This window comes from Bacillus weihaiensis, from assembly GCF_001889165.1.
Taxonomy (GTDB): Bacteria; Bacillota; Bacilli; order Bacillales; family Bacillaceae; genus Metabacillus; species Metabacillus weihaiensis.
This window is the reverse complement of the sequence record NZ_CP016020.1, coordinates 170545-191176: the sequence shown is the minus strand read 5'-3', so window position 1 is coordinate 191176 and position 20632 is coordinate 170545. Positions and strand designations below refer to the sequence as shown.

22 protein-coding genes and 1 riboswitch are annotated in these 20632 nt (G+C 38.3%); of the genes, 4 read left to right on the top strand and 18 right to left on the bottom strand.

Annotated features, from left to right (window positions below; genetic code table 11):
* Positions 1-24 precede the first annotated feature (24 nt).
* The 4 genes from fabZ to A9C19_RS00875 all read right to left on the bottom strand — a co-directional run bounded on the left by fabZ (position 25) and on the right by A9C19_RS00875 (position 2888).
* Entirely contained in the window at positions 25-465 is a 441-nt protein-coding gene (gene fabZ / locus A9C19_RS00890) for a 3-hydroxyacyl-ACP dehydratase FabZ (RefSeq protein ID WP_072578206.1), read from the bottom strand.
* A gap of 427 nt (positions 466-892) precedes the next feature.
* Positions 893-1177 (bottom strand): DNA-directed RNA polymerase subunit beta, encoded by a 285-nt coding sequence (locus tag A9C19_RS00885; protein ID WP_233499221.1) that lies wholly within the window; start codon positions 1175-1177, stop codon positions 893-895.
* A 12-nt stretch (positions 1178-1189) separates the two neighbouring features.
* Entirely contained in the window at positions 1190-2020 is an 831-nt protein-coding gene (locus A9C19_RS00880; protein WP_072578205.1) for a flagellar hook-basal body protein, read from the bottom strand.
* A 19-nt stretch (positions 2021-2039) separates the two neighbouring features.
* Entirely contained in the window at positions 2040-2888 is an 849-nt protein-coding gene (locus A9C19_RS00875) for a flagellar hook-basal body protein (protein WP_072578204.1), read from the bottom strand.
* Between the two features lie 430 nt (positions 2889-3318).
* Positions 3319-3407, top strand: a riboswitch (cyclic di-GMP riboswitch).
* 41 nt (positions 3408-3448) lie between these two features.
* Between A9C19_RS00875 and A9C19_RS00870 the strand changes: the two genes are divergently transcribed.
* Positions 3449-4339, top strand: a complete 891-nt coding sequence (locus A9C19_RS00870) for a hypothetical protein (protein ID WP_072578203.1) — start codon at positions 3449-3451, stop codon at positions 4337-4339.
* Between the two features lie 85 nt (positions 4340-4424).
* Here the strand turns inward: A9C19_RS00870 and mreB are convergent, their stop codons facing one another.
* The 6 genes from mreB to A9C19_RS00840 all read right to left on the bottom strand — a co-directional run bounded on the left by mreB (position 4425) and on the right by A9C19_RS00840 (position 9577).
* Positions 4425-5426, bottom strand: a complete 1002-nt coding sequence (gene mreB / locus A9C19_RS00865) for a rod shape-determining protein (RefSeq protein ID WP_072578202.1) — start codon at positions 5424-5426, stop codon at positions 4425-4427.
* A 155-nt stretch (positions 5427-5581) separates the two neighbouring features.
* On the bottom strand, positions 5582-5857 hold the full coding sequence (gene spoIIID, locus A9C19_RS00860) for a sporulation transcriptional regulator SpoIIID (RefSeq protein WP_072578201.1): 276 nt from the start codon (positions 5855-5857) through the stop codon (positions 5582-5584).
* 511 nt (positions 5858-6368) lie between these two features.
* Positions 6369-6881 carry a hypothetical protein gene (locus tag A9C19_RS00855; protein ID WP_072578200.1) on the bottom strand — a complete coding sequence of 171 codons (513 nt, stop codon included), beginning with the start codon at positions 6879-6881 and terminating at the stop codon, positions 6369-6371.
* Positions 6882-7364: 483 nt separating this feature from the next.
* On the bottom strand, positions 7365-9014 hold the full coding sequence (locus A9C19_RS00850) for a sodium:solute symporter family protein (RefSeq protein WP_072578199.1): 1650 nt from the start codon (positions 9012-9014) through the stop codon (positions 7365-7367).
* A 43-nt stretch (positions 9015-9057) separates the two neighbouring features.
* Positions 9058-9363, bottom strand: a complete 306-nt coding sequence (locus A9C19_RS00845; RefSeq protein WP_072578198.1) for a DUF4212 domain-containing protein — start codon at positions 9361-9363, stop codon at positions 9058-9060.
* A gap of 31 nt (positions 9364-9394) precedes the next feature.
* The gene (locus tag A9C19_RS00840; protein ID WP_072578197.1) at positions 9395-9577 is read right to left on the bottom strand and encodes a hypothetical protein; all 183 of its coding nucleotides are present in this window, start codon (positions 9575-9577) and stop codon (positions 9395-9397) included.
* 364 nt (positions 9578-9941) lie between these two features.
* Here A9C19_RS00840 and A9C19_RS00835 point away from each other — a divergent pair, with 364 nt between their 5' ends.
* Complete coding sequence (locus A9C19_RS00835; protein ID WP_072578196.1) at positions 9942-10379, top strand: VanZ family protein; 438 nt, start codon at positions 9942-9944, stop codon at positions 10377-10379.
* Between the two features lie 127 nt (positions 10380-10506).
* Here the strand turns inward: A9C19_RS00835 and A9C19_RS00830 are convergent, their stop codons facing one another.
* Positions 10507-11370: a stage II sporulation protein SpoIIQ gene (locus A9C19_RS00830; RefSeq protein WP_072578195.1), complete on the bottom strand. Its 864-nt coding sequence runs from the start codon at positions 11368-11370 to the stop codon at positions 10507-10509.
* 88 nt (positions 11371-11458) lie between these two features.
* Here A9C19_RS00830 and A9C19_RS00825 point away from each other — a divergent pair, with 88 nt between their 5' ends.
* On the top strand, positions 11459-11902 hold the full coding sequence (locus A9C19_RS00825) for a VanZ family protein (protein ID WP_072578194.1): 444 nt from the start codon (positions 11459-11461) through the stop codon (positions 11900-11902).
* 141 nt (positions 11903-12043) lie between these two features.
* On the opposite strand, the gene spoIID is transcribed toward A9C19_RS00825, so the two are convergent.
* From spoIID to A9C19_RS00805, 4 genes are all read right to left on the bottom strand, one after another.
* The gene (gene spoIID / locus A9C19_RS00820) at positions 12044-13060 is read right to left on the bottom strand and encodes a stage II sporulation protein D (RefSeq protein ID WP_072578193.1); all 1017 of its coding nucleotides are present in this window, start codon (positions 13058-13060) and stop codon (positions 12044-12046) included.
* Positions 13061-13481: 421 nt separating this feature from the next.
* Positions 13482-14792 (bottom strand): UDP-N-acetylglucosamine 1-carboxyvinyltransferase, encoded by a 1311-nt coding sequence (murA, locus tag A9C19_RS00815; protein WP_072578192.1) that lies wholly within the window; start codon positions 14790-14792, stop codon positions 13482-13484.
* A 32-nt stretch (positions 14793-14824) separates the two neighbouring features.
* Positions 14825-15550 (bottom strand): YwmB family TATA-box binding protein, encoded by a 726-nt coding sequence (locus A9C19_RS00810; protein WP_072578191.1) that lies wholly within the window; start codon positions 15548-15550, stop codon positions 14825-14827.
* A 183-nt stretch (positions 15551-15733) separates the two neighbouring features.
* Complete coding sequence (locus tag A9C19_RS00805; RefSeq protein WP_099092796.1) at positions 15734-15931, bottom strand: DUF1146 family protein; 198 nt, start codon at positions 15929-15931, stop codon at positions 15734-15736.
* Between the two features lie 698 nt (positions 15932-16629).
* Between A9C19_RS00805 and A9C19_RS00800 the strand changes: the two genes are divergently transcribed.
* Positions 16630-17130 (top strand): hypothetical protein, encoded by a 501-nt coding sequence (locus A9C19_RS00800; protein ID WP_072578189.1) that lies wholly within the window; start codon positions 16630-16632, stop codon positions 17128-17130.
* A 602-nt stretch (positions 17131-17732) separates the two neighbouring features.
* Here A9C19_RS00800 and A9C19_RS00795 read toward each other — a convergent pair.
* The 3 genes from A9C19_RS00795 to A9C19_RS00785 all read right to left on the bottom strand — a co-directional run bounded on the left by A9C19_RS00795 (position 17733) and on the right by A9C19_RS00785 (position 20583).
* Positions 17733-18128: a F0F1 ATP synthase subunit epsilon gene (locus tag A9C19_RS00795; protein WP_072578188.1), complete on the bottom strand. Its 396-nt coding sequence runs from the start codon at positions 18126-18128 to the stop codon at positions 17733-17735.
* A 25-nt stretch (positions 18129-18153) separates the two neighbouring features.
* Positions 18154-19554: a F0F1 ATP synthase subunit beta gene (gene atpD, locus A9C19_RS00790; RefSeq protein ID WP_072578187.1), complete on the bottom strand. Its 1401-nt coding sequence runs from the start codon at positions 19552-19554 to the stop codon at positions 18154-18156.
* 171 nt (positions 19555-19725) lie between these two features.
* Positions 19726-20583, bottom strand: coding sequence for a F0F1 ATP synthase subunit gamma (locus tag A9C19_RS00785; RefSeq protein ID WP_072578186.1), 858 nt, complete (start codon positions 20581-20583; stop codon positions 19726-19728).
* Positions 20584-20632 lie beyond the last annotated feature (49 nt).

Below are 20632 nucleotides of genomic sequence, written 5' to 3'. Positions count from 1 at the left end.
GACTAGATCCTTTGTCTCTATGAATTATTCTTCACTCTTTTTTTCACCTAATGCAAACATTATTTCCGTTTCACAGGCTACTTCGCCATCAACTGTAGCAATTGCTTTTCCTTTACCTAGGGAGCCTCTTAAACGAGTAATTTCCACTTCAAGACGCAATTGATCTCCTGGTACCACCTGTTTTTTAAAGCGGCAGTTATCAATTCCTGCAAAAAAGGCAAGACGACCACGGTTTTCTTCTTTTTTCAGCATCGCAACTGCGCCAACCTGCGCTAGAGCTTCGACGATTAAAACACCTGGCATTACCGGATATTCAGGGAAATGGCCATTAAAAAAATCTTCGTTTGCCGTTACGTTTTTAATGCCAACTGCTTTTTTTCCTTCTTCTAATTCAAGGATACGATCAACTAATAAAAAAGGATAACGATGTGGGATAATATCTTTAATTTCTTGAGTAGTTAACATATGTAAGTGCTCCTTTCGTCATACAAACAAGTATGAATCTCTTCCAACAGAGTAAAAACTCTCAATCATTTTTTAAAAGACGAACGATTATCGTTTGACACCTTGTTACTTATTAATATGTTGTGGTGTAAGAACAAGTACGTTCCATTCCGCTGCATCCACTTGCTTTCCGCGGGGAGGAAGCTGAGCCTCCTCGGCTACGCCTGTGGGGTCTCACCCTTTCCTCTACCTCCCGCCGGAGTCAAGTGACTTCCGCTCCATTACACTAGTAATTAACAATCGTATGCATAAACAATAAATGTAGTGACTAAGAATAAAACCGAACGATATGGGGGATTTCCATTAAAATATCACCTGATAGTTCGGGTTTCTCATAAACTGAAACACTTATGTCCCAGCCTCTTTTTTTAAAAGTATAACCTCGTGCTTACTTTTTTTCAACTAAGTCAAGAATATGCTGCCATGTAGATTGGTTAAGGGCATCCTCAGGATTGCCACTTCCAATAACACTATAGCCAACAACGAGTCCAGCCACTGTTGCAGCTGCCATTAAGAGTAAGACGAGAACAACTCGTAGCCAAATAGGTACAAGACGAATACGAACCTTTTTCTGACTTTGTTGTTGTTCATCACTCTTACTTTGCTTCTTGGCTTTTTTCGATTTTTTCACTTCTTCTCGACTCATTGCTTTAGACGTTTCTTTCGCAACCAATAGACTAGACTCCTATCTTACGCCGTTTATTAATCCCAGCATTTGATCGCCTAATGTGACGGATTTAGCATTCATTTGGTATGAACGCTGTGAAACCATTAAATCGGTCATTTCTCTTGATAAATCTACGTTCGACATTTCTAGTGTACCTTGCTGCACAGAAATCTCATCACCAGTTAAGAAGGTTAACACTTCATTTAGTTGTGCATCCCCTAGATCTTTAACTCCATAAAGATTATTCCCTTTTTGAACAAGCATTTGAGGACGATCTACTTTTACAACACCCAGTTCAAAAATTTGTGGTACATCCTCTTCATTATTTGGAACAGTTGATAGCATACCATTCTTTGAAATTGTAATATCACGGAAGTTATCGTCAAGGACAATTGGATTTTGGTTGCTATCTAACACAAGGTTTCCGCTCGAAGTAGAAAGCATAAAGCGGTTTGTTCCATCATTTGTTGGAGACAAATACAGTGCACCGTCTCTTGTGTAATTAACTTGACCGTTTACTTCAATTTGAAGAAATTGATCTGGTACAGTTAAAGCAATATCAAGCGCACGGTCCGTTTGCTTAATGCTCCCTTGAGTAAAAGCAATTGTACTATTCATCATCGCTCCAACGCCCTGACGAATTCCGTACTCCATATTCAAACGTTGTTCTCCAACTTCTTCTCGTTCATTCGTTTGATTATTAAACTGTTGACGAACAAGCTCTGAGAAGGTTGTTTCAGTACGTTTGTAGCCTTGTGTATCTATGTTGGATAGGTTGTGACCTATTTTATCTAACTGTTTCTGTAGCTGCCCCATTGTATTCGTCGCTGTAATCATTGAACGTAACATCTAGGAGTACCTCCTCTTATTATAAGCGGCCAATTTCGTTAACGGCCTTATCCATACTTTTATCATAAGCCTGTAATACTTTTTGATTCGCTTCAAAAGAACGATAAGCAGTCATCATATCTGTATAGGTTCTTCCTACATCAACTGTAGAATTCTCCACATAGTTTTGTCTTAAAGTATAGCGAAGATTTTCATCATTTAATGCAGTCGGTAGTGGCGCTTCATTAGCCGTTCGGTAGATGCCATTTCCTTCTTTAATTAAATTACGTACATCCTCTTCAAAGCGAACATCAATTTGAGCAATAAATTGTTCTCCAGGAGGAAGATCTAGATTATATATAGAGCCATCAGCAGCTATTTGATAGTTGCTTGTCTGAATTGATATTGGCTCACCTGTTGTAGAAAGAACAGCGTTACCATCAGAAAGCAAGGTTCCGTTATCTGCTAAAGTAAAGTGCCCATTACGTGTATATCTTTCCTGTCCCTCTGCATTTCCCACCGCAAAAAGGAGTGCTCCTTTTACATTGGTTTCCGGGTTAAGAGGCACAGCTTCTTCAATTAAGGCCACATCACTTAATAAGCCTGTTTCTTTTAGACTACCTTGGGCAAACTGACTGCTTATTTCCTGTAAGTAAGCGCCCGTGTTAATTGGTCCAATCGTTGTTGAACCATAATAGCCCATTCCATTTTTAGCTGATGGTGATTTATTGTCCATTCTCTGTAAAAGCATTTCTGGAAACGCACGAACAGAAGCTTGATCGGCTTTATAACCCGGAGTAGTTGAGTTCGCCATATTATTCGTAAGCATTTCAGTACGTCTTTGCTGAGTTACCATTCCTGCTGTTGCAGTATATAAACCTCTTAACATCGTGTTCCCACCTTCATCATATTCCCGAACTGTATTTGAATTCTTTTTCGACAGAATTCCCTATATTCCATTATAAAGGAGATGTTCTTTTTTCTCATTACATTTTTTTAGGAAATGATTGTTATCTACCACTTTTAGTAAATGTAGTCATCATTCAATTGAAGAAAGAGCTACACTACATTGTATTAGATGAATCTTGTATTTAAGAGGACAGACATCCTGTGAGGGAAGCAAGCATTTACTCTTAGTTCATTGGAGTGAAAGACAGAAGGCTTTTTGAATTTGTCGGCTGTTGGGATGTATCACTTCTTGCCTTAATGGCGAGTGCCTGCGAAAAGTAATCACTACGTGTAAAAGAGCTTATTTCTTAAAAAACCAGGACTATCAACCTATATGCACAATAAATCCGTGCCTATATACTTATAAAAAAAACTGAAAAAGGCAAACTTGTCGAAAGGCAAGGACGCAAAGCTATGGGCCTACCCAATGTCATCATTGTATGGTCGCCAAGCTGCCAGGCTCCTTTTCTTTGGGCCTAGGCCGGAAAGGGAGAAACCACGATGAAAAAACGTTCGTTTATAAGTATCCTCATTTTCTTATTATTAACTAGTCAGCTTGGAGTTTTTGGCATGAGTAACAAAGCACAAGCAGGAGAAACAACCTCTATCTCTACCTGGCTTTGGGACACTCAAAAAATTGTCAGTGAACCAGATGCTACCCTTCAATTTTTAGTGGACAAGCAGGTTTCCCATGTCTACTTACAAATCAACCGTTCGATTAAACTAGATGTGTATAAATCGTTTATTCGAAAAGCTAATGAAAAGAATATGAACGTCTATGCCTTAGATGGAGCTCCTCATTGGGGACCGTCTACGAAAGCATTTACTCTTTTCTTAGATTGGGTGAAATCCTATCAAGAGGGTGCAAAGTCTTCTGAGAAGTTCTCAGGTATTCACCTTGATATCGAACCCTACTTAACATCACAGTGGACAACTACTTACAATGCAGCTGTTAAAAAATATCAAGACGCTCTACTGGTTGCTAAAAACACGGCCGCTTCTCTATATGTTTCATTTGCCGTTGACATTCCCTTTTGGTTTGATGAAATGACATTCCGTAATAGTCATGGCAAAGGTAATTTGGCACAATGGGCGATTCAGCAAACAGATGAAGTAACCATCATGGCGTATCGTGATAAGGCACTTGGGGCAAACGGAATCATTGAGCTTGTTAAAAATGAGATGACGTACGCACAAGCCTCAAAGAAAAAAATCACACTTGCCGTAGAAACAATGAACCTTGGTCAAGATGGCTTTTTAACCTTTTTTGAAGAAGGACAAGCAGCTATGAATGAGCAACTAGATCTTGTTTCAGCCCACTATAGCTCCTATTCAAGCTTTCATGGTTTTGCCGTTCATCACGTTGGAAGCTGGATGACATTAAAGAAGTAATACGAACTAGAACAAAACCTCAGAAAGACTTGAACTAGACAACTACTTATTAACCATAAAAAAAGAGCCTAAGGCTCTTTTTTAGTTATCCGAAGTTTTTACGAGGTAGCTTGTCCATATTATCTAACATGATCCCAGTCCCAATTGCCACACAATCCATAGGTGCTTCCGCAACAAGTACAGGTACTTTTAACTCTTCTGCTAACAGTTGATCTAAGCCATTTAGCAAAGCGCCACCGCCTGTTAGTATTACTCCACGATCAATAATATCTGCAGAAAGCTCAGGAGGAGTACGTTCAAGTACACTTTTCGCCGCTTGTACAATAGCAGAAACTGGTTCGCGTAATGCTGATTCTACTTCAGTTGAATTCACTGTAATTGTGCGAGGTAACCCTGTCACCATATCACGTCCACGAATGCTAATCTCTTCATAACGTGCGCCTGGGAATACCGTTGCAACATTAATTTTAATGTCTTCAGCCGTGCGTTCACCGATTAATAACTTGTATTCACGTTTAATGTAATTTAAAATTTCAGCGTCGAACTTGTCCCCTGCCATTTTAATTGAAGAGGCGGTGACAATATCGCCCATTGATAATACTGCGACATCCGTCGTTCCACCGCCAATATCAACTACCATATTTCCATATGGTTGGAAGATGTCCATTCCGGCACCAATTGCTGCTACCTTTGGTTCTTCCTCAAGGAATACATTTTTCCCACCGCTTTTTTCCGCTGCTTCTTTAATAGCTTTTTGTTCAACAGACGTAATATTCGTTGGGCAGCAAATTAACATACGTGGCTTAGAAAATAAACCCTTTACATTCAGCTTGTTAATGAAATGTTTTAACATCGCTTCCGTTACTTCAAAATCAGCAATGACTCCATCCTTTAATGGACGAATTGCAACAATATTCCCAGGAGTACGTCCTACCATACGACGAGCTTCTTCTCCAACAGCAAGAACCTTACCTGAATTCTTGTCTAACGCAACAACAGACGGCTCGTTTAAGACAATACCTTTCCCTTTAACATGGATTAGTACATTCGCAGTACCAAGATCTATACCAATATCCCTCGCAAACATTCTATCTATATCCTCCTTGCAAATCTTCATTCCCGAAATAGTTTAACCTAATTAAATATTGTATCATAAAATAGTGAAAATAGTATGATTTTGTAAAATAATTTTCAGCTATATGTAGGGAATTGTCGATTTACAAAGAATCGTATAGATAACGTTTACTTTACTGGTTCTTCCTCTAAAATTTCGTCTTTCCTATACTTCAGTTTCGTTGCTTCTCCACCACGTAAATGCCTAATTGATTTATGATAATCAAGTATTTCCTTTACTTCATTCGCAAGATCAGGGTTTATTTCAGGTAACCTTTCTGTTAAATCCTTATGAACGGTACTTTTGGAAACACCAAACTCCTTCGCAATGACGCGAACTGTTTTCTTTGTCTCCACGATATACTTCCCAATCTTGATTGTGCGTTCTTTGATGTAATCGTGCACACCACTCGACCTCCCTAATATGGATGTGAGAAGTGTGAAATGAGCTTCGCATACGAATAAACATTAGATGACTGACTTTAGAAGAATGTATGATGACTCTCTTACAGCGATTTAGGCTTATACTCACGATCCCTCACCTCAAACACTCTCTTTGATAGGTTTGTAACAGTTTATTAGCTTGGATTAAGATATATGCAAGAAAAGTCAAGAGGGACAAGGGTTTATTTGATTTTTTTTGAAATCATGCCACTTTTCTAGCTAAATCAAAGAATTTTAGTGAGGATTCTCTTTCTTTCATTTTTGATTATTTCCCGAGAAATTTGTCGATGGTTGGAGAGGGCAATGTGGCATATCTTCTATCTTGATTTCAATGGTAAAGAATGAAGTTTTTTAGGTCTCCATGGTCAGCCTTGTGTGGCTAGACACTTAAACTTCGTACAAAATATGAATATGTTTATATGTAAAAAAAATCCAGCCAATATTAAGCTGGACGTTCCGACCATTAGATTACCTAGTTCCTCTGATAATCTATCCCGTATTTCGTTGTGATCTCTTCCATCTCCTTATGATACTCATCCATTGCTACCATATATTCTTCAACTTTCTCATTTGACTGCTCAATTAGGACTTCATCTGTATTCTCTAATGCTTCTTTTTCGAGCAGGAGAGCTTCGTAATAAATATCTAATGCATCAACGACCTTCTTTTTTATAGGTTCCAATTCTTCAACTGTTACCTCAAGTTCTTCCGCCTTTGCCATTGCCTTTTCGAACTCAGGAATGACCTGACTTGTTAAAACCGTATAAAGCTCCTGGTCATTTTTAAAATTCTCACCTGAAACTGTTGCTAAGATTTCATTCGCTTTCGTTTCATAGGACGCGATCTGATTGATGTCAGTATTCACAAAGTCAAGAATTTGTTGCTGTTTTTCTTCATCAATTTCAGTATTTGCTTCTGTATTGCTTTCTTGACTACACCCCATTAATACAAGGAATAACGTGATTATTACACTCAGCCTTTTCATATCATCCTATCCTCTCTGTGCTTTAATATGTAAAATTATGCGATCACTCTTGATATACGCATCGTCACGTTGTCTCAGAAGTCTTTTTTTTGCATGACATAAAACATCTATTAAGACCAAGTAAACGAACACTAGGTAGATGTGATCACGTTGTAGCTATGATCCTCTCAGTCTTTCTTTTTGAGAACGATTTTTACTCCTTTCATTTGCTACGAAAATGAAAGGTTGATGGTACAAATTGGTGGGGTGATTTGTTTTATAGATCTATTTGATCCCTCCCTTATGTGAAAAGAATTAATTAATCTTTATAGGCCGCGCTTACCACATACAATAAATACCATATTCACTCTTATAAATAAATGGTTTCTCCTCTATTTGAACCTTTGGTAGGATTACTTTTTACTATATATATTTCGTAGATAGAAAGTCTCCTATATAAAAAACCACAAAGACTACCCTTTGTGGTTAAAAGTACATATTCTATTAATCCATCCAAACCTCGCCATCTTTATATGTCATTTGCTCAGGATATCGTAGGTTCAAGACCTCTTCCTGTGTTTGTATCGAAGGAGGCTTTGTGGCTAGTGAAACGATAACATTCGTTAGGACAGCAGCTGTAGCACCAAAGACACCCGCTCCTGTATCAATAATACCTAAAATCATAAAACCACCATATTTCGCTGCAAAAATATAGCCTAGCGTGACAGCAAGACCCGCTAACATACCTGAGATGACTCCATATGTGTTGGAGCGTTTCCACCAGACTCCAATTAATAAAGCAGGGAAGAACGTTCCTGACGCAAGCGCAAAGGCCCATGCGACGATTTGCGTAATCGCCCCTGGTGGGTTTAATGCAACTAAGCCTGCCAACACTGTTGCTATCACAATGGACCATCTCGCCACTGCTAATCGGTTTTTCTCAGAGGCTTGAGGCTTTAACACGCGATAGTAGATATCATGTGCAAATGAGGAAGAGATCGAAATCATTAATCCTCCAGCCGTTGAAAGCGCCGCAGCCATCGCACCTGCCGCCACAAGACCGATCACAAACATACCGAGGTTTGCAATCTCTGGCGTTGCCATGACAACAATATCATTGGCAATCATTAATTCATTCCATTGCAAGATCCCATCACTATTACTATCTGCAATCTGTAGCTTCCCTGTATTTACCCAGGATGCAGTCCAATCTGGAAGCTCTGATATTTTCTGTCCTGCTACCTTTGTCATTAAAATAAAGCGTGAGAAGGCAGCATAGGCTGGTGCTGTTAAATATAAGAGTCCAATAAACAATAATGCCCATGCTCCAGACCATCTTGCAGCTTTCATCGTAGAAACGGTGTAAAAACGAACAATAACGTGTGGAAGTCCTGCAGTACCAGCTAAAAGTGTAAACATTAAAGCAATAAACTGCCACTTCGTCCCGTTCGTGAATGGGGCAAAATATTCAGAGATTCCTAGCTGGCGATCAAGCTCACCCATTTCTTCTACGATCTTTCCGTAGGACAACCACGGTGCTGGATTACCTGTAATTTGAAGGGACATAAAGATGACCGGAATCAAGTAGGCAATAATTAAAATGATATATTGTGCTACCTGAGTCCAGGTGATCCCCTTCATTCCACCAAACGCTGAATAAAATGCGATTAACACAACTCCAATAAGCGTACCAAGCTTGGCATCAATCTCAAACAAACGACCGATAACTACCCCAGAACCAGATAATTGCCCAATCGAGTACGTAAAGCTAATAATAATCGTACAAATAGCAGCGATCACCCTTGCTGTATGGCTATTATAACGATCTCCGATAAACTCTGGAACAGTATAACGACCATACTTCCGTAGCTGAGGGGCTAGTAAAAACGTCAAAAGCAAATATCCACCTGTCCACCCCATAATATAAGCCAAACCATCATAACCTAAGAGCATGATCGTTCCTGCTAAACCAATGAAGGATGCAGCACTCATCCAATCTGCCCCTATGGCCATCCCGTTAAAAATTGGTGGGACACCACGGCCTGCTACATAGAAGTCTGAGGTTTCCTTTGCCTTATTGTAAACCGCGATTCCTATATACAAAGCAAATGTAAGTAAGATAATGGTTAATGAAACAAGAAATTGACCGTCCAATGAAGATCCCCCTTTTCCCTATTTCTCTTCGTTTTGGATATACTCAGGAATGTTCGACCGATTTTCCAGTACTTAGCTGAACATTCTTACTTTCATCAATTCCGTACTTTTTATCAATAGTGTCACTTACCTTCGCATTAACAAATAATAGGATAATAAAAATAACAATGGCCCCTTGAGCTCCCATAAAATAATGAAAAGGAAACCCGTTAATCGTCATTGCGCTTAAAGGCTCCGCAAATAACACAACTCCAAAGGATGCTACAAAACCAATGAGTAAATAGATGACAATATTTCTCGTCCGCTCTTTGAAATACGCATCTGCTACCTTTTTATCAATTTTCTTCATAAGGCACCTCCATATTAAATTGGTTTGCAGATTAAGATAAGCTAAAAATAAATTTTAAGGTTTCTAGAAATGGTGCAGGTACTAGTGCGATTTGTATGACTAAGTAGAGTAGTATGGTTCCAACAGGGATGAGTAAAAAATGAGGTTTTTTCTTTTTTAAGCACATAACAAGACTAAATCCTGTAACTCCAAACAAGAAAAGTAGAATAAGCAATTGAATCCTCCTTCATTATTTGTAAGCGTTATCATTTTATCTTATATAAACATCTCCTCCCTCTCTTTTACCCTTATAATTATGCAATGAACATACTAACCGGTCAATAAAAATAGGAAGATTCAGTTAATTATTTTATCGACAGATCTTGCAAGCCTCTAACAGAAATGACTAGCCTATGGTATTTTAATGTAAGGGACTTTGAATGAGAGAAATATCCTGTAGGTAAGGAAAAAAAGACGCTCTCTGTTTGAAGAGAGCCTTCCATCATATTACAATGTTACCGAAGCAACATTCTAGCTGAAAATAGACTAAAGCAATCACATTTTGATCAGGAAAAAATAATGGTGATAGGAGACTTTTTATGAAAAGAGCTATAAAAGGGATGTCTTTTTTTCTCTTTCTGATTTATCTAGCCACTCTATTTTATTTATTATTTTTTTCTCAATACCGTCAATCGATTGAGGGGACTCGCACCTATAATCTCATTCCCTTTGAAACAATCAATCGATATATGAGAAGCTATGACGGTTTTTCTCTAACAGATGAGTTTGTTGGAAACATTCTAGCCTTTCTTCCATTTGGGGTGTTTCTGCCTCTACTCTTCCCTTCTTTAAGAAGGGTGTATTCCGTCATAGTGGGGACTTTTATGCTTTCTCTTTCTGTGGAGTGCCTTCAGTTTTATTTTTGGGTTGGGGCTTTTGATGTTGATGATCTTCTTTTAAATACTGTAGGTGGTGGATTGGGGTATATGTTTTTCCTTGTTTTGTTAAAGAAAGTGACTCTTAACCATGGATGTTGATTTCTGCAAGAGATATTCGTCCTTTCCGCAGTCGTCCGGGAGTCTTCTTACATACCGCTTTTACACAGCATAAAGCAAGAAAAAAGAAGAGGCTAATCTCACTGGAGACCAACCTCTTAGAAGAGTCTTACGATTGTAATGTATGATTAGAAGCCTCAGGCTCGTTTGATTGTTCACTACCTTCAGTTTCTCCCTTTTCAGCATCTTTGTCTGTTTCTGGAGATTGTTCAGCGTCTTCCTTTGGAGCTTCTGTATCTTCAGCTGGAGCTTCTTCTTCTACTTCAGCTTCTTCTTTTGCTGTTTCAATGGATGTTACCGGCTTATCCATATATGTTAATGGGTTTACAGCTTTTCCTGCTTGACGAACTTCAAAGTGTACGTGGATTCCATCTTCTTCATTGTAAAGATTCTTTCCCGCTTTCCCAATTAGTTCGTTTTGTTGTACCTTATCACCAGCTTGTACATTCGCGTCTGCTAGAGATTGGTATACTGTAACAACTTCATTCTCATGTTCAATTTCAACAACAAAGCCTAAAATCGGATCTTTTTCAGCTTTTGTCACTGTACCACTAAGTGATGCAACAACATCAAACTCTTTTTGATCTTCTCTTGCAATATCAATTCCTTTATTCATGCGGTACGTATTGTTATAGAATACTAACGCTGCTTCTTGATCTTCTGCTGATGCATCAGCCTCATAGAACTTTTTCACTACTTGAACCGCATCTGGATCAATTGCTGGCATTGCAAAGTTTTCTTTTAAAGCATTAACCTCTACTGCTTCAGGTTCATTTGTCAGGGAAATATTTTCGCCTTGATCATTATTCTCTAAATCCTCTGCGACATCGTTACTAATTCCTTGATACCATAAAACTGCTGTAAGAATAACTGCTGCACTCATTAGGTAAATTGCCGGAAATACCCAACGCTTTCTAAAAAATTGTTGTAATTTTGTGTTTTGAGAAGTACGTTGCTTTTCTTCCTCTCTCATTTATCATCACCTCAAAAATCATTCTGAACAGAATTTCTGAATTATATACACATCTATTAGAAAAATTTTTAAAAACTTAGTATGTGCTATGGTTATAATAGTATGTATGATTTTTACTTATTTTTTAAAAAGGATAAAAAGGAGTCTTTTAGTGATGAAAAAATTCTTACTTACATCAGCACCACTTTTATATATGGGAGTCATTTGGACACTTTCTAGCTTTCCAGCAGATGCAATCGTTGAAACTCCCTTTTCCTTTGATGATTTACTTAAGGAATCTCTTCATTTAATTGAGTTTGCGATCCTTTATTGGCTAATTGCCTTCGCGCTTAAGGCTCACAATAAATGGAGTGAAAGAGCCAGTATTTTCGCAGCCATCATCGCCATCCTGTACGGACTAACCGATGAGATTCACCAGTCCTTTGTACCCGAACGCTCTGCGACTATCATTGATTTTGTAAAAGATACGACAGGGGTACTCATTTCGTACTATGTAGCTAAGAGAATTTGGTTTAAGAGGGGTAAATATTAAGTATGAATGAGTCATTTACTAGAGGAAAAGAGCGTTTATCTATTGAACATAAGATCTTATTAGTGATAAACACTCTCCTTTAACGCTCGTCTTTTATGTAATAAGTTTTGAAGTCTATAAAAAAAGAGCCTACTACGGCTCTTATTTTTTCACTGTATATTTCGATAAAAATGGTTCCGCGGCTCCAACCTCAGTTCCTTTATAATAGTATGAAACAATTTCCTCATAATTTTTCCCATCAACCGCCATGAAATTTGCTCCATATTGACTCATGCCTACTCCGTGACCATAGCCTTCTGTTTCAATCACGATCGAGTCACCCTTTAACTCCCAAGTAAAATCTGAAGACTTTAACTCCAGCTTTTCTCTAATATCTTTACCAGTAAACGTTTTGCCACCAATTTCAACCTTTGCTACCCTTTTTCCAGGGGTGAGCTCTGTAATTTTTCCAACTGTCCCTTCTTCAATTGACACGCCTAATTTTTTCTCAAATTCTTGAACGGAAATGATTTTTTGATCATAAAACTTTGGCGACTCCTCATCCCACGTACTTTCTACACTTCGTAAATATGGAATTTCCTCTTTCCAATAGGCTTCAGAATTCTCTGTAAACCCATTGCTTGTCGAGAAAAACAGAGCATCGATTGGCTTATTGTCATATGTAAGAATTTGACCTTGAGTTGCAGCAACAGCCTCGGTAATCTTATTTATTTTTTCCTCATATTCTTTGCCCCATATCTTTTTTAATTCCTCTACATTTTTATACACCTGATGTATTTGTGTATCTGTAACAATTGATCCTTCTGGTGCACTCAATGCTTTTTCATTCATCATTTGCTTCGTAATATATGTTCTAGCAGCTAAAGCCTGTGCTTTTAAGGCTTCCAGCTCAAAGTCTGCTGGCATCTCAGAAGCAACAACTCCCACTACATATTCTTCTAATGGGATATTTTCAATTTCTTTCAATTGAGATCGGTAAACAGGAATATCAACAGGAGATTCAGCCAATACTGGCACTTCTTTTTTTGCAACTGTTAATTCCTCACCTAGCTTCCCCTTTGATTGATCCATAAATGGCGTAACAAGTAGCGTAGGAATAAGTAAAATAATAAAAAATAATCCTGCTAAGACAGTGAAAACTGGTTTAATTGAGTTCATGAACTAAGCCTCCATCAGCATTTGGTTAGATTGAGTAGAATGTCTATAGTTCATCATATGGGGATGGACAAGCTTTTATGACTGATAATCGGGTTAAAAAGGGGGTATTTTCGGAAATGTTCCTTTTATTTTCGCTTTCACTCTATTTATTTTCGAAATCCTGCATTTTATTTTCGACATTCACTATTTTATTTTCGAAAATCAAGCATTTATTCACTTTTCAACAAAAACTGACACCACCAATAAGAGCATCATCAATACCAATTACCACAACAACCGAATCATTTAAAAAAGTACTAATTACCATGTATATAATGACGTCTATATAGGTATTCTAGTAAAGTCGTCACAACAACAAACTTGGATCCTAAATAAAAGAAGCAGGATCCCGTAAGAATCCTGCTCCTTTTATGAAGGCATATTAATCTGATACAGCTGCTTGTTGTTGCTGATCTGTTGATGTTTTTTCTGTTTCTTCTGTTACACGCTCAATATCTGCACCAATGCCTGCTAACTTCTGATGGAAGCCAACATATCCTCTATCTAAGTGCTTCAGCTCTGTTACACGAGTGTGACCATCTGCGCAAAGGCCTGCTAGAATTAACGCTGCTCCAGCACGAAGGTCTGTCGCTGCTACTTCTGCACCTTGTAGAGAAACTGGTCCATTGATGATAACGGAGCGTCCCTCAATTTTAATATTTCCATTCATTCGACGGAATTCTTCTACATGCATAAAACGATTTTCGAAAACTGTTTCTGTAATCATACTTGTTCCGTTTGCACGAAGAAGTAGTGCCATCATTTGTGATTGCATATCTGTTGGGAATCCTGGATGTGGCATTGTTTTAAGGTCAATGGATTTTAATGTTTCTGGTCCTATTACACGAAGTCCATCTTTTTCCTCAATAATTTCTACGCCCATTTCTTCCATTTTTGCAATAAGAGACGTTAAATGTTCTGGTACAGCACCTTGGACAAGGACATTCCCTTGCGTAATGGCTGCTGCTACCATAAATGTTCCTGCTTCAATGCGGTCAGGAATAATCGTATGATGTGCACCATTTAATGCTTCTACACCTTCAATACGAATTGTTCCAGTACCAGCACCACGGATTTTTCCACCCATAGCGTTGATATAGTTTGCTAAATCCACAATCTCAGGTTCTTTTGCAACATTCTCAATAACAGTCGTTCCCTCAGCTAATGATGCTGCCATGATAATATTTTCTGTTGCGCCAACACTTGGGAAGTCTAAATAAATCTTAGCACCCTTTAATCTTCCTTCTACCTGTGCTTCAATAAAGCCGTTACCGACCTGAATTGTTGCACCCATTGCTTCAAAGCCTTTAAGATGTTGATCAATAGGACGAGAACCAATAGCACATCCACCTGGTAATGCAACTCGTGCAGAACCATTACGTGCTAATAAAGCTCCCATTACTAATACAGATGCACGCATTTTTCTTACATATTCAAATGGTGCTTCTGTTGACAGCTCTTTTGATGCATCTACAATTACTTGATTATTTTCAAAATGGACATCTGCGCCTAAGTGGCGAAGAACTTCATTAATTGTATACACATCGGAGAGCGTAGGTACATCACTTATAATACTTTTATCTTTACTTGCTAACAATGATGCAGCGATAACTGGCAAAACGGCATTTTTTGCTCCTTCAACTTTCACAGTACCGTTTAACTTACGACCGCCGCGGACGATGATTTTATCCAAAGTATTCCCCTCCGCGTCCCAATTTCTCTATATTAATATTCAGACGTAATGATTGGTGTTCCTATAACGACCGTAGTTTTACCGCCCAATCCGTCAGTACGTAATGCAATTTGCATATTCATTTTATCGTCATTTGTTGGAATAAAGTCTTCCCATAATGGGGTTTCAGCTGATATTGAGAGGAAGTTTTCTTCTGTTAATTCTTCCACAGGCTCAGCTTGAAAAAGTCCTAAAATAATATCGGTTTCATTAATTAAACTATCTTTCATCTTATCACTTACTGTACCCATCATACAAGCATATATTGCAGAATCTTCTTGAAATATGTCGAATATTTGCGCATGGATTGCTTCTGACATCGCATTCCAATTATCAATCTCTTTCGTCCCCAATACCTCAAATAACATATACGTTTGTGAATGGTGGTTTGTGAGGGTAGTAATGATTTGAAACTTTTCGGTAACAGCTTTTTCTTCATCATTACGTATACCGACTGCTTTAAACACATCATTCTCTTTCATAAAAGTCCATGTATATTGACGATACTGACTTGTCATTTGTTTCACTTCAGAGATTGATTTTTTTTCAATATTCTTTTTTGAATATAAGGACCATTCAGAAACTTCAATGTTTCGTTTTTCCAAAGCACTTGATATAAGCTCAAGCTTCGAATCGTTCCCTTGTGCCCCTATATTGTTTACCATACTTAATCCTAGAAATAAAATAACGACAGCCATTATCCATTCTTTTTTTCTCATATCCGGTCACGTCCTCTCCTTAGTAACATTGTTACCGGATAGACATGACTCATACGTGGAAAAACTCGTCATATTTAGACAAAACTCAAGTTGTGAGCCACTATCTAACATTACGCTTTATGTAGCTTCTTTTCCCAGTTCCTAATACCTATAAACACAGGTATAAGGACGAAGCTATGTTTTTTAAAAAAGTGATGGAAGCTGTTGTGACCAAAGCAAATAATCCAGGAAGAAACTGCTAACCATAGATCCTATTGCAATCGTCAATAATAGTAAGAGTGCTCTTGCTTGAACCACTTTGCCCGGTTTTATCCATTTCTCAATGTTTAACGCTTGTAAAGCCCACCATGTGATGACCATGAACATAAGATTTACAAGCATACTGATTAGAGCTATTTGTCCATAATCGGGCACACTAATCCCTCCAAATCTAAAAATATGACGCGCCTACAAAAGCATGAATGAAGGCACACCCATAATGGTAAGCATATCATTGCTCCCTTTTACATTAGATCGGAGTGTATAGTCCATTCATTATCGGCACTTACTAACGCTTTTTAGGAATTCATGGCGTTAGCCTTCGTTTTTCTTCCCCTATCGTTTCAAAATCCAAAGAAAGACTTTCAGATAGTATAAAGAAAAGACAGAAAGCAATTTAAATCATACATGAATTTTTTAGAAAAACAAGCATATTTTTGCCTAATGATTAAAAAAAGTTTGACAATCTTTCAGTTGGTATATACCCTTTCCCATTATATAAAGAAAGTTCTGTAACATGAATGATTTTTAAAATTAATAAATTTTTAACGAATACATCATTGAATTTTACAATCTAAAAGTAATACCCCTCATAATTAGTACGTTTCCCAACCATTCAAGGTTTCAAACTATATATAAACCACCTCTACTTATTAATAGGAACATCAGGTTTTTACCGTAACTTGTTTATTTTATGTAAGGAAAGATCCTAAAATTTCCCTCCATTATGAAAAGACTGTTACAGATTTAAACTTCATGTCTCACGTGATATACTTTTTCAGGTATATTCATTCCTTAAATGGAGACAGGAGGAGTCAGCTATGGAACCTCATTTTGACCACGATAATGTAATAACAAAGGAATATGGCAAACAATTGCTTTCTTTCGATAATCTATTCGCAGCAAAAGCCTATTTCTATGAATTGAGAAAAGAACAACTATCGTTATTAGAACAATTATGCGAGGAATTCACTATTCCGTTTACCTATACAATTCAAAGCCTACAAAAACTAGAAGAATTTTACTTTTCATTATTTCAGCAAAATCTTTTCTTTGATTTACAAGTAACAATCGAAGAAGTAGAACAGTGTTTAAGTCTATATGTTTGTGAGACTCTTATCCGCAATTACGGGAGTGACGCAGAGTGGATTGTACAGGAATATGCCTTTGAGGATAAAAAATACACAATGGGTATCCGTTATGGTCGAAACCATTTATTCTTTGAAAACATGTTTTCTCATTTGTATTTAATGAAAAAGGACGCAAGTAGTGGAGTACTTACACATCGCTATGAGCGGATGAAAAAGTTCTGCAAGGAATGAAGCTAGCTGACCTGTTATCGTTGCTATCTCTATCCTTTCTCCCACCGCACCTTATAGGTGTGGTTTTTTCGTATTAGAAAAGAATTAGTTCTGAAGTGTATAACATGATCTACTAATCCTTTCATATTGTACGTCACTCTCTTTAAACTATTCATTTAAGCCCCAATTCCCCCTCCCTTATACTCGTTACTCGCTCAACCTTGGTGTTACCTTATCAGACTAATGTAATTGAAATACAAGCGGTTACATCTATCCTTGAAATATTAGCTCTGAGAAACTCAGTGGTTGCTTTCTGTTACAGGTATTCGCTTTCCCTGGAGACTCCACTTAATACAGAGTAAAGTCAACATAAAACATGTAAAACATGAACACAGCCAACAATTAATAAAGGGGTTTTCAATAGTAGAATAACAGTGGTGCTAGAAAGCGAATATTATATCGATCTAGCTGGGATTGATTAAACCTTCCCTATTAAAAATTCCAATTCCTGTATTTATTTCATCCTATTTTCTATTTTACACTAACCTTTTTATGTACTTATTTACCAGGAAATTTCTTATCAACAAAAAAAGATGGCACATAGTTGCACCATCTTTTTTCCATTATTTCGTTACGTTTAAACGGTTGATGGCACGTTGAAGTGCTAGTTCTGCACGTTTAAAGTCGATATCATCTGTTTTATGATTCAGACGCTCTTCTGCACGTTTTTTTGCTTCTTTTGCACGAGCCACATCGATTGACTCTGCACGTTCAGCTGCCTGTGCTAAGATCGTAATCTTGTCAGGTCGTACTTCGATAAAGCCGCCAGTAACAGCAACGAATTCAGTGCTGCTCCCTTGCTTTAGGCGAACTGCTCCAATTCGCAATGGGGCAACCATAGGAATATGACCTGGTAAAATACCAAGCTCACCACTTTGAGCTTTAACACTCACCATTTCTACGTCTGCATCGTAAACTGGGCCATCGGGAGTAACGACATTAACTAATACTGTCTTCATACTCATACCCTCCTAGGTCCCTTAATTAGGCTTCTACACCCATTTGTTTTGCACTTTCAATTACTTCTTCAATACGTCCAACTAGACGGAACGCATCCTCTGGAAGGTGATCGTACTTACCTTCAAGAATCTCTTTAAATCCACGAACAGTTTCTTTAACAGGAACATAAGAACCTTTTTGACCAGTAAACTGCTCTGCAACGTGGAAGTTTTGAGATAAGAAGAACTGAACGCGACGAGCACGTGCAACAGTTTGCTTATCTTCTTCAGATAATTCATCCATACCTAGGATAGCAATAATATCTTGAAGCTCTTTATAACGCTGTAAAGTTTGTTGTACTTGACGTGCAACATTGTAGTGTTCTTCTCCAACAACTTCAGGTGATAAGGCACGTGAAGTTGATGCAAGAGGATCTACCGCAGGGTAAATACCCATTTCAGATAATTTACGCTCTAAGTTTGTTGTTGCATCTAAGTGAGCAAATGTCGTTGCTGGAGCCGGATCCGTATAGTCATCGGCAGGAACGTAAATTGCTTGGATAGATGTAACAGATCCAACGTTAGTAGACGTGATACGCTCTTGTAATTGACCCATTTCTGTCGCAAGTGTTGGTTGGTAACCAACGGCAGAAGGCATACGGCCAAGTAAGGCAGAAACCTCTGAACCTGCTTGTGTGAAACGGAAAATATTATCCATGAAGAATAGAACGTCTTGTCCTTGATCATCACGGAAGTATTCAGCCATTGTAAGACCAGTTAGAGCAACACGCATACGAGCTCCAGGTGGCTCATTCATTTGTCCGAATACCATTGCTGTTTTCTTGATAACACCAGAGTCAGTCATCTCATGGTAAAGGTCATTTCCTTCACGAGTACGCTCACCAACACCTGCGAATACGGAAATACCACCGTGCTCTTGAGCGATGTTGTTAATTAACTCCTGAATTAATACCGTTTTACCTACACCGGCACCACCGAATAGACCGATCTTACCACCCTTGATATAAGGAGCAAGTAAGTCTACTACTTTGATACCTGTTTCAAGAATCTCAACCTCTGTTGATAGTTGATCAAACTTAGGTGCTTCGCGGTGAATTGGGTCACGACGAGATTCTGCTGGAATTGGTTCATCCAAGTCAATGTTATCTCCTAAAACGTTGAATACACGACCAAGAGTTACGTCACCAACTGGTACAGAAATCGCTGCACCTGTATCTGTTACTTCAGTGCCACGTACAAGTCCATCCGTTGAAGACATGGCAACAGTACGAACTGTATCATCACCTAAATGTAAGGCAACCTCTAACGTTAAATCGATACTGTCTGTTTTAATTGTAAGGGCATTATAAATGTCAGGAAGTTGACCGCTTTCGAACTTTACGTCAACAACCGGACCCATAATTTGAGTAATGCGTCCTTTATTCATCGTTTTCCCTCCTATCTAAAAAATGCGTAAGCGCCTTGCTTAGCCTCGGGACAATCATAAACCGTGTAGGAAAAGAAGGGGGTTATTTCCCTTCATTTCCTACTCTTCTTATGACTCAGAGAGGTGGCGCTGAAGCTAGACAACAACACTAGGTTGAAGCTATGTTATAACCTATTCTAATGCCGCAGCTCCGCCGACGATCTCAGTAATTTCCTGAGTAATCGCTGCTTGACGTGCACGGTTATATTGTAATGTTAAGCCGTTAATAAGCTCTTTCGCATTGTCAGTCGCATTCTTCATAGCCGTCATACGTGCTGCATGCTCAGAAGCTTTACTATCAAGTAATGCTCCGTAGATGAGACTTTCAGCATATTGAGGTAATAACACTTCAAGGATTTCCTCTTGATTCGGTTCAAACTCATAAGAAGTTAGTCTAGAATCGGAAGAAATATCTGAAAGTGGAAGAAGCTTCTTCTCTGTTACATCCTGTTGGATAGCACTTACGAAATGGTTGTAGTACATGTAAAGCTCATCAAACGTTTCATCTGCAAACATGTTAACGGCATTGCTTGCGATATCTTTAATGCTAGAGAAGTTCGTTTCATCGCCGAGTCCTGTTATTTCAGAAATGACGTTCATGCCACGCTTCTTAAAGAAATCACGACCAATTTTACCAATTGCAATGATTACAAATTCATCATTTGATTTATGGCGCTTCTGAACCGCTTGATAAACTGCTCTCAGAATACTACTGTTGAATGCACCTGCTAACCCACGGTCAGAAGTGATGACTAAGTAGCCAGTACGCTTTACAGGTCTGCTTTCTAGCATCGGATGGCTCACATCAGAGCTTCCATTTGCTATACTTGCAACTACCTCTTGAATTTTGTTCATGTAAGGTCCAAAAGCCTTAGCGTTGTTTTCTGCACGATTTAGCTTTGCTGCAGAAACCATTTCCATTGCTTTTGTGATCTGACTTGTCTTTTTCGTAGACGTAATTCTTGATTTTATATCGCGTAATGATGCCAAAGGTTCTCACCACCTTTTTGATCTCTATTAACAATCTAAGTGAAAGCTA

Excerpts from the sequence above, each read along its gene's own strand:
- fabZ (WP_072578206.1), bottom strand. The coding sequence starts at position 465 with ATGTTAACTACTCAAGAAATTAAAGATATTATCCCACATCGTTATCCT.
- A9C19_RS00880 (WP_072578205.1), bottom strand. The coding sequence starts at position 2,020 with ATGTTACGTTCAATGATTACAGCGACGAATACAATGGGGCAGCTACAG.
- A9C19_RS00875 (WP_072578204.1), bottom strand. The coding sequence starts at position 2,888 with ATGTTAAGAGGTTTATATACTGCAACAGCAGGAATGGTAACTCAGCAA.
- A9C19_RS00870 (WP_072578203.1), top strand. The coding sequence starts at position 3,449 with ATGAAAAAACGTTCGTTTATAAGTATCCTCATTTTCTTATTATTAACT.
- mreB (WP_072578202.1), bottom strand. The coding sequence starts at position 5,426 with ATGTTTGCGAGGGATATTGGTATAGATCTTGGTACTGCGAATGTACTA.
- A9C19_RS00855 (WP_072578200.1), bottom strand. The coding sequence starts at position 6,881 with ATGAAAAGGCTGAGTGTAATAATCACGTTATTCCTTGTATTAATGGGG.
- A9C19_RS00845 (WP_072578198.1), bottom strand. The coding sequence starts at position 9,363 with ATGAAGAAAATTGATAAAAAGGTAGCAGATGCGTATTTCAAAGAGCGG.
- A9C19_RS00835 (WP_072578196.1), top strand. The coding sequence starts at position 9,942 with ATGAAAAGAGCTATAAAAGGGATGTCTTTTTTTCTCTTTCTGATTTAT.
- A9C19_RS00830 (WP_072578195.1), bottom strand. The coding sequence starts at position 11,370 with ATGAGAGAGGAAGAAAAGCAACGTACTTCTCAAAACACAAAATTACAA.
- A9C19_RS00825 (WP_072578194.1), top strand. The coding sequence starts at position 11,459 with ATGGTTATAATAGTATGTATGATTTTTACTTATTTTTTAAAAAGGATA.
- spoIID (WP_072578193.1), bottom strand. The coding sequence starts at position 13,060 with ATGAACTCAATTAAACCAGTTTTCACTGTCTTAGCAGGATTATTTTTT.
- A9C19_RS00810 (WP_072578191.1), bottom strand. The coding sequence starts at position 15,550 with ATGAGAAAAAAAGAATGGATAATGGCTGTCGTTATTTTATTTCTAGGA.
- A9C19_RS00805 (WP_099092796.1), bottom strand. The coding sequence starts at position 15,931 with ATGCTTGTAAATCTTATGTTCATGGTCATCACATGGTGGGCTTTACAA.
- A9C19_RS00800 (WP_072578189.1), top strand. The coding sequence starts at position 16,630 with ATGGAACCTCATTTTGACCACGATAATGTAATAACAAAGGAATATGGC.
- A9C19_RS00795 (WP_072578188.1), bottom strand. The coding sequence starts at position 18,128 with ATGAAGACAGTATTAGTTAATGTCGTTACTCCCGATGGCCCAGTTTAC.
- atpD (WP_072578187.1), bottom strand. The coding sequence starts at position 19,554 with ATGAATAAAGGACGCATTACTCAAATTATGGGTCCGGTTGTTGACGTA.